This window comes from Streptomyces sp. NPDC059455 (assembly GCF_042750115.1).
Taxonomy (GTDB): Bacteria; Actinomycetota; Actinomycetes; order Streptomycetales; family Streptomycetaceae; genus Streptomyces; species Streptomyces endocoffeicus.
Genome location: NZ_JBHYVB010000083.1, coordinates 2,548 through 7,280 on the forward strand (window position 1 = coordinate 2,548; position 4,733 = coordinate 7,280).

8 protein-coding genes are annotated in these 4,733 nt (G+C 70.3%); all 8 read right to left on the bottom strand.

Annotated features, from left to right (window positions below):
- Nucleotides 1-106: 106 nt before the first annotated feature.
- Complete coding sequence (locus tag ACFXB5_RS26925; protein WP_385212271.1) at nucleotides 107-937, bottom strand: hypothetical protein; 831 nt, start codon at nucleotides 935-937, stop codon at nucleotides 107-109.
- A 106-nt stretch (nucleotides 938-1,043) separates the two neighbouring features.
- Nucleotides 1,044-1,286: a hypothetical protein gene (locus ACFXB5_RS26930; protein WP_385212273.1), complete on the bottom strand. Its 243-nt coding sequence runs from the start codon at nucleotides 1,284-1,286 to the stop codon at nucleotides 1,044-1,046.
- Between the two features lie 64 nt (nucleotides 1,287-1,350).
- Nucleotides 1,351-1,812, bottom strand: a complete 462-nt coding sequence (locus ACFXB5_RS26935; RefSeq protein ID WP_385212275.1) for a hypothetical protein — start codon at nucleotides 1,810-1,812, stop codon at nucleotides 1,351-1,353.
- Nucleotides 1,813-1,917: 105 nt separating this feature from the next.
- Nucleotides 1,918-2,493, bottom strand: coding sequence for a hypothetical protein (locus ACFXB5_RS26940; protein ID WP_385212277.1), 576 nt, complete (start codon nucleotides 2,491-2,493; stop codon nucleotides 1,918-1,920).
- 217 nt (nucleotides 2,494-2,710) lie between these two features.
- Complete coding sequence (locus tag ACFXB5_RS26945; RefSeq protein WP_385212278.1) at nucleotides 2,711-3,094, bottom strand: hypothetical protein; 384 nt, start codon at nucleotides 3,092-3,094, stop codon at nucleotides 2,711-2,713.
- 96 nt (nucleotides 3,095-3,190) lie between these two features.
- Nucleotides 3,191-3,709: a hypothetical protein gene (locus ACFXB5_RS26950; protein WP_385212280.1), complete on the bottom strand. Its 519-nt coding sequence runs from the start codon at nucleotides 3,707-3,709 to the stop codon at nucleotides 3,191-3,193.
- 80 nt (nucleotides 3,710-3,789) lie between these two features.
- Nucleotides 3,790-4,176 (bottom strand): hypothetical protein, encoded by a 387-nt coding sequence (locus ACFXB5_RS26955; protein ID WP_385212281.1) that lies wholly within the window; start codon nucleotides 4,174-4,176, stop codon nucleotides 3,790-3,792.
- A gap of 172 nt (nucleotides 4,177-4,348) precedes the next feature.
- Nucleotides 4,349-4,591: a hypothetical protein gene (locus ACFXB5_RS26960; RefSeq protein ID WP_385212283.1), complete on the bottom strand. Its 243-nt coding sequence runs from the start codon at nucleotides 4,589-4,591 to the stop codon at nucleotides 4,349-4,351.
- Nucleotides 4,592-4,733: the final 142 nt, after the last annotated feature.

A 4,733-nucleotide genomic window follows, 5' to 3' on the forward strand; every position in this document is an offset into this window, starting at 1 on the left:
TCCCAGTTCGGGGACTTCGCGGATCACGACCCGGGCGAGCTCGTCGCTAAGCGCGGCACCCCCCCCCCCCGGGGCGGCGCCCCGGGGCGCGGCCGGGCGGCGGGGGTCAGACCAGATGCGCGGTGGCGGCGAGCAGCAGGTCGATACCGACTGGGCCGCACTCGGCGCAGACGCGGGTGGCGTCACTGACGCTGTCGGTGGGCTCAGCGCGGGAGGGAAGCGCGATCCAGCCGGACAGGTCTTGATAGCCGCCGAACTCGACCGCGTCCGCGTCGTCCTGGCGGAGCTGCGGGAACCGGTCGGTCAGATGCCGTGTGAAGGCACTACCGGTGCCCGTGGGCATGTGGCTGCCCAGCGGGGGCAGCAGGACCGGCAGCGCGCCGTACAGGCCGCTCGTGGGGCCCTCATAGGTCAAGGTGAAGTTCCCACCAACCCCGTGTGCCCACACACCCCACTCGGCGCCGCTGCCCGTCATCCACGCCAGGCCAGGGCCGTCGAGCCGCTTGACGCTCTGGGGGACCACGCCGTGGTCGACGAGGTGGAACCCCAACTCCGTCAGGGCCGAGCCCTTGTTGTGGATGACCTGCCGCCATCCCCGCTCGGCGATGGTCGCCCGAGTCGCTTCGGCGTCGAGGCAGGGCAGGATCCAGCGCAGGACACGTGCGGCGAGCGCGGCGACGGAGACCGGGTCGGTGGAGTCGACGACGGCGTCGGGGGTGACGGGGAAGTCGTTGGGCCGGTCGGCGAAGACCTCAACACGGCCCGCGTCTTCCACGACGATCAGGGCACGGCGGCCGTCGGTGATGCGGGAGGTGGGGGCGTTGTTCCGGATGCCGTACGGGCCGGGGCCGACCGTCCATGCCGTGCCCCGGCGGGCAGGCAGGAGTGCAGCGAGCGGGGCGGCGGTGGTCGCGGGGGCGACGACGGGCAACGGCACGGGGTGTTCCTTCGCTTCGGGTTGGTCCGGCGCGGTGCTCTCCGGCCGGGTCATGCAGTCAGGCAGACGGTGCTTGCGTCGCGGTGTGTGGCCCCGGGCGGGGGTTTCACGGGGTGGGTTCGTAGCCTTCGACGTTGTCCACCAGGTGCTCACCGGGCGCGATCTGGTCGTCGTAGGCCATCTGGATGGCTTCGCTGTGGCGGTCGACCAGGTATTCACACGCCCACCAGTCGAATTCGACCTCGGCGAGCAGGGCGTCGATGGCTTCCTGGTCACCATCGTTGATGGTGTGGGACTGCTCGACGGTGAGGGTGTCTCCGTCCCAGCAACCGATCAGCAGTACAGACACGCGGCGTTCCTTCCTCGAAGGGCGGGACCGCGCGGCGGGCGCGGCCCCGGGGACGGGCGGGCTGTCAGACGGCGTCGGCGAGCCAGGAGGAGACTCTGTCGGGGCCCTCGCCGTAGCACTCCGTCACGACGTCGTCGAAGGACGCATCGGGGTCGTCGAGGAGAGTGAGAACGGCGTTCACGACGAAGTTGTCGATGTCGTCGGCGCATGCCCCCAGGCGGCGGAAGTCGGTGGCTTCGTCGACGGCCCAGTTCACGGCTGCCGACACCTGGTCGCGGGTGAAGGTGCGCCCGTCCTCGGACACCGGCTCCTCTCCCCCTTCCCGGCTGATCTGCCGGTGGGCGTCGTGCCGGACCGCCACGTGAGTCCAGGGCGCATCCGGGTTGTCGAGGTGCACCAGGGTCGCGGCGTATGGCCAGGTGAAACGCTCGTCGGTGATGTTGCATCCGGACTCGTCAGCGGCCATCTCGATGCCCTCGTTGAGCGCGGCGACGATCTGCGACAGCGTGAATGTGGGAGTGCTCATAAGGCAGGTGTTCCTTCAACTCAGGTTGGTGTGGGGCGTCGCGCCCCGGGGCGGATTGTACGTCCAGGCCCCGGGGCGCAACGGGTCATCAGGGGGTGGAGCGGGTTACAGCGCTTCGGCTTCGCCGGGGTGCAGGAAGTGCTGCCGGGGCGTGGACGACGTCGTGTCCGACTCGGTGTCGGCGAGCATTCGGCGGGCGGAGCGTTGAGGGGTGCGGCGCAGCGCCGCGAACGCCTCCTGGCGGACGCGGGCGCGTTCCTGGGCCTCGGCTACCTGGACGGCCTGGCGGCGGGCGGCTTCAGCGCGCATGGCGTCGATGCGGTCCTGCCAGATGGTCACGGCCTCGCCGACGGTGGAGCCCTCGGACACGTCCCACAGGGCGGAGCTTTTGCGTAGCGCCGAGAGAGCGGCACGGGTGAACGGTTCCGCGTGGTCGAGCAGCGGGCCCTCGTTGGTCCACGTGGTCACGATCAGCCACAGGCGGGACAAGTCAGCGTCGACGGGGAGCGAGGGGCAGTCGAACGCGCGATGGTGCGTGACGGTAATGGTGCCGTGGGCGGCACAGCCGGTACTCGGGACGCCGGGCCCTTGCTCGGCGCCACCGCACGCCGCTCGCGGGCAGGTGCAGTCCTTCGGCTGGCCGCCGGTCGCCGCGTGGAAGTGCATCGCAAGTAGATTCATGACAGGGCCTCTCGCCCGTCGCGACCAGTGACGGCGTGGATGGCAGCGGCGGATCCGAACGGGTCGGTGGCTGTACTCATCAGGATGTTCCTTCGGTTCGTGGTGGTCCGGCGCGGTGCTCTCCGGCCGGGGCATGGGGTCACGCGGGCAGTGCTTGCGTCGCGCCCCGGGGCGGCTCATGAGTCCAAGCCCCGGAGCACGATGGCCCGGTGGGGTGTCAGGCGACGTAGTGACGGCGGATCGCGGCGGCGATGGCCGTGCCCCACAAGCCCAGTGCTTCGGGGTCTCGCGGCGCGAAGTCGGGCAGCTCGTCGGTAGGGATGCAGTGCCGTTCGGCCATGGGCGTGACGTCGTTGTGGATCTCAACGCACAGGTCCCCCTCCGCGTCGACGAACAGGCGCAGGGACTGACCGCCGAGACGGGAGCCCTCGGGCTCCTCGGTGTAAAAGATCAGGGCCCACGCGCCCAGGAATCCGGACTCCGCGCCCCAGCCGGGCCCCAGCGCGCGTGCGGCGGCGCGGCCGTAGTCCGACAGGACGTAGACGTACTCGGTACCCGGCGCGGGGTTGTACGTGGTCTCGGTCGCGGTCGTGATGCTCATCGGGGGTTCCTTCGCTTCGTGGGTGGGCCCGGCGTTGCTCTCGCCGGGAAGTACGCCGGACGGGCGCGCTTTGTGACATGCCCGCCCGGCGGGGTGTCAGTGCTGGTTGCAGGGGCGGGCGTTATCGACACGGACCTCATCGGCGAGGCGCATGTGCTTCTGCCAGACGGTGAAGACCTCGCACAGCCAGTGGTCCGTGCGCTCCCACTGGTGCTTGTTGTCGCCGTGGAGCTGGTGGAGCGCGTGCACCAGGTCGGCCTCTTGCCTGCCGAACCGGTCGGTGACCGGGAACAGCGGGTCGGGGAACGGCAGTGACCGGTCAGTGAGCGGCTGGAGTACATAGTTCGTGAAGCCGATGGGGAACCGGGTCGCCGGGTGGTCCTCGGCGAGCGTGTCGGCAAGCCACAGCGCCTCGGTGGCCTCGACAGGCAGGGAGACGTAGGCGCCGGGCTTCAGTGCGTCGAGGAAAGCGCCAGCCTGGTCGAGGTGCCGGGCGATCTGGCCGAGAACGAGCAGGGTCTCCGGCGGGGCGAACCGGTCGCGGGCGATCCCCGCGATGGCGTAGGCGCGTTGGGCGGCCTGGGCGTAGTGGTCAACGAACGGCGTGGCGGTCATGGTGTCTCCGTCTCCAGGGCATCGAGGAGGGGACCGGGGCGCGGGAAGGGAAGGGCCGCGCCCCGGCGGTCAGGAGTGGCTCAGGCGGCGGCGAGCAGCGCTGCGCGGACGACCTTGTACTCGGCCTTGCGCGGTTTGTATGCCTCAGCGATCTGGACGACCTGGTCGCGGGTGTAGCGGTACACCGTCACAGTCGTGTTCTTGGCTCCGTTGAAGGTGCGGCGGATGCGGGCGCGGTGGCCCTTGACGTCTGCCTTCTTCGCGGCCTTGCGCAGGGCGTCGGCGGCGCCCTTAACGGTCTCGCGGTCGGCGCCGGTGGCGAGGACGTGGGTGACCAGGGAGCGGGCACCGGTACGGATACGGCGGGCGGCCTGGGTGGCGGCGCGGCGCTCGACGGAGGCAGCGCGGTTGGCGCGGACGCGGGCCCGGAGGACGGAAGCGGCGTGGCGGGTACGGGCAGAAGCCATGGGTGTTCCTTCGTTTGTGGTGTGTTGGCGGTGCTCTCCGCCAACAAGGGAAATGCTACACCGAGGGAAACTCATGTGAGGTCATGTCTCGGAACTCACTCACATTCATCTTGATGAAGCACTCGATCGCTTCCGTAGCGCTCGAGAAAATTGCCTCTAACGTATCGTTCTGTCAGAGCGTGAACAGGGTGTCGGGCTCCTGGGCGGGGGCGTGGGCGGGTCCATGGGAACGGGTGGCGCGGCGGCTGGTCGGCTCGTCCCCGAACAGTGCTTCGGTGCCGTACTGGTCGGGAACGGCCAGCACGGGCCGAGCGACGGTGTCAGCGTCCATGAGGGCGAGCGGTGCGCCATCGTCGAAGTCGGCGCGGCGCATGCCGGTCCAGTCGCGGCCCTGGGCATCGGGGGCAGTGGTCACGGGGTCTCTCCTGTCTCGGATTGGTACGGCGGGGGGGGGGGGGGGCCCCCCCCCCCCCCCGCGCCGGGGTGCCTAATAGGGGGGGTGTGGAGCGGGGTAGGGTTGTTGACTACAAAACGACCCAAGCGGGGGGGGGGGGGCC

What these genes read in the sequence shown, in the direction of transcription:
- ACFXB5_RS26935 (WP_385212275.1), bottom strand. Translation starts at nt 1,812, where the DNA reads ATGAGCACTCCCACATTCACGCTGTCGCAGATCGTCGCCGCGCTCAAC.
- ACFXB5_RS26955 (WP_385212281.1), bottom strand. Translation starts at nt 4,176, where the DNA reads ATGGCTTCTGCCCGTACCCGCCACGCCGCTTCCGTCCTCCGGGCCCGC.
- ACFXB5_RS26945 (WP_385212278.1), bottom strand. Translation starts at nt 3,094, where the DNA reads ATGAGCATCACGACCGCGACCGAGACCACGTACAACCCCGCGCCGGGT.
- ACFXB5_RS26950 (WP_385212280.1), bottom strand. Translation starts at nt 3,709, where the DNA reads ATGACCGCCACGCCGTTCGTTGACCACTACGCCCAGGCCGCCCAACGC.
- ACFXB5_RS26940 (WP_385212277.1), bottom strand. Translation starts at nt 2,493, where the DNA reads ATGAATCTACTTGCGATGCACTTCCACGCGGCGACCGGCGGCCAGCCG.